Raw genomic sequence first — 2,778 nt, 5'->3', positions numbered from 1 at the left:
ATCGCGCTGTCCGCGCTGTTATCGCTGACGAGTATCACTGTAAGGGTCTCTTCTGCCGAGGCACCGCCAACGCTGAAGGTCATTCCAATCATAAGCAGTCCGAACAGGACTGCCACCAACTTCTTACCCATCATGGCCCATCACCATTACCAACTATGAAAAAGCCTTATTTAAGCTTTTTTCACGAAATTAAGGCAATATAAGAGATTTCCCAAAAATTCAGGCGATTTCGTTCGTTCTTTTACTTCCCGCATTGAACCAGAAAGAACCTCATCGTTCCAAATCGTTCCAAACACCAAGTTAGCACCCACTAACCCAGAAGGGGGTACGACAGTACTCCAGAAACCAAAAGGAACGTTAATCTTCGACTATCGCTATCGCCCTAACAGGGCTTCCAGAGCCACCCTCGATTCTCAGGGGGAGGCCTATGAAGGTAAACGTCTTCCCGAGCAGGACCTCAAGGTTGGAGAGGTTCTCGAACACCGGCACCTCTTCGCTGAGGAGAATGGTGTGAACCGTCTCATCGCCAATGCTCATCGCGTCGGTGCCAACTGCCTTAACCCCCTCGGCCACGAGGAAGAGCGCGACCTCCGGCGAGAGCTCCCTCCCGCCCGTAAGGAAGAGGACAATTCTACCGTGATAACCAGAGTCAGGAATCTCATCGAGCTTAACTGTTCCCTCGCCATTGCGAACGTCTACCACGAAGGCTTCGCCGATGAACTTCTCGAGGGGCATCTCGTCTATCGTCTTTCCGCCGGGAATGAAGTGAGCAGGGGCATCAACGTGCGTCCCCGAGTGCTCACCGAGCTTGAGGGCGTTCATGTAGTAGCCGTCGCGCTCGATGAAGGCCCAGGGCTTGACCTTAACCTCAGGGTCGCCGGGGTAAACCGGGGTGTCCTCTCCGAGGGGGAGCGAGAGGTCGACTATCATAACAACACCGTGACCCGTTGACGTTTCTCGATTTAAAGGTTGTCCTCGTCCTCGCGGAGAAGCCGGAGGAGGTACTTCCTGTTCGGAAACCTCTCGATGACCTTCTCTATCGTCAGCTCAATGTCCCTCTCGACGTTCTTCGACTCCCACCCATGGCCAGGGAGGAGGTGGTCTATCTTAAGGGTCCTTAGGAGACGGAGGGAGTTGAAGTACTCCCCGAGACTGCCCGAGTCGTAGATGTTCGATGCTGTCCCGTTGGCGAAGAGCGTATCGCCCGAGAAGAGAATCCTTCGCCTCGGCTCGTAGAGGCACATACTTCCAGAGGTGTGGCCGGGAGTGTGGATAACCTTGAGAATCCACGAACCCGCGTCAATGACGTCGGCGTTGTTGAGCCACAGGTGGACCTTACTGCCCGGGAACGGCTCTCCATGATACCTGCATCTCATGACCTCATCGTCGCCGTATCGTATCTTGACGGCGGAGTACTTGTAGGCCCCTATCATTGCCGCGTCCTGCAGATAGAGGTTTCCGCCTACGTGGTCGCAGTGCTCGTGGGTGTTGATAACTAAGTCTATATCGCTCGGCTTCAACCCGAGTTCGAGAAGGCCCTCCTCAAGCCTCGGGTAGTCGCTCATCAGTGCTGTGTCAATGAGAACGTTGATGTCGGCCGTTATGAGGTAGGAGAAGGCAGAAAGCTTCCCCGCTTTAATCTTGTAGAGGTTCGGTCGAACCTTCTTGACACACGGGTAATCCACTGGCATAAGCCCATTAGGTTGCCCTAACCCAATAAACCTTTCGGCAGACTTTTAAGATGCCCGTCCTAAGGGCCCTTGGTGGTTGTTATGGACTGCACGAAGGATTACTGCATTAAGGACATAAACCTGGCACCAAGCGGGGAGAAAAAGATTGACTGGGTCTCGCGCTTCATGCCCGTCCTCCAGACGATAAGGAGGGAGTTCGAGAGGGAGAAGCCCTTCAAGGGCGTGAGAATCGCCACGACGCTACACCTTGAGATGAAGACGGCCTTCCTGCTCCTGACCCTTAAGGCAGGAGGAGCTGAGGTCTCGGCCGCGGCCAGCAATCCTCTCTCGACGCAGGACGACGTCGTCGCGGCTCTCGCCAAGGCCGGCGTCAAGGTCTACGCGATTAGGGGAGAGAGCAGGGAGGAGTACTACGAGAACATGCACAGGGCTTTGGACATAAGGCCCAACATCATCATAGACGACGGCGCGGACATGATAAGCACCGTCCACCGCGAAAGACAGGAGCTGATAGACGAAATCTGGGGGGCGAGCGAGGAAACGACCACAGGGGTAATAAGGCTCCGCGCGATGGAGAAGGACGGGGTTCTGAAGTTCCCAATCATAGCGGTGAACGACAGCTATACCAAATACCTCTTCGACAACCGCTACGGAACGGGACAATCAACGTGGGACGGCATAATAAGGACCACAAACCTTCTCGTTGCAGGGAAGAACGTCGTCGTTGTCGGCTACGGCTGGTGCGGAAGGGGAATAGCGATGCGCGCTCGCGGTCTCGGCGCGACGGTGATAGTCGTCGAGGTTGACCCAATTAGGGCCCTGGAGGCGAGAATGGACGGCTTCCTCGTTATGGACATGAAAGAAGCATCTAAAATAGGCGACATCTTCGTCACCTCGACGGGCAACATCAAGTGCATTCGCAAAGAGCACTTCGAGCTCATGAAGGACGGCGTCATAATGGCCAACGCCGGCCACTTCGACGTCGAGATATGGAAGCCCGACTTAGAGGAGCTCGCCGTTGAGATAAGCGAGCCGAGGCCCAACATCAGGGAGTACAAGCTTAAGGACGGAAGGAGGCTCTACCTCT

3 protein-coding genes are annotated in these 2,778 nt (G+C 55.0%); 1 reads left to right on the top strand and 2 read right to left on the bottom strand.

Going from position 1 to position 2,778, the window contains the following annotated elements:
- Positions 1–357: 357 nt before the first annotated feature.
- Complete coding sequence (locus tag MVO87_RS09835; protein ID WP_297515805.1) at positions 358–930, bottom strand: cyclase family protein; 573 nt, start codon at positions 928–930, stop codon at positions 358–360.
- Between the two features lie 32 nt (positions 931–962).
- Positions 963–1,691, bottom strand: a complete 729-nt coding sequence (locus MVO87_RS09830) for an MBL fold metallo-hydrolase (RefSeq protein WP_297515807.1) — start codon at positions 1,689–1,691, stop codon at positions 963–965.
- A gap of 81 nt (positions 1,692–1,772) precedes the next feature.
- On the opposite strand from MVO87_RS09830, the gene MVO87_RS09825 reads away from it, so the two are divergent.
- Positions 1,773–2,778, top strand: a 1,006-nt coding sequence (locus tag MVO87_RS09825; RefSeq protein WP_297553022.1) for an adenosylhomocysteinase, incomplete at its 3' end; no start/stop codon positions are given.

The organism is Thermococcus sp. (genome assembly GCF_027063845.1).
Lineage (GTDB): Archaea > Methanobacteriota_B > Thermococci > Thermococcales > Thermococcaceae > Thermococcus.
The sequence above is the reverse complement of the archived record's forward strand: the minus strand, read 5'-3'. Positions and strand labels throughout refer to the sequence as shown.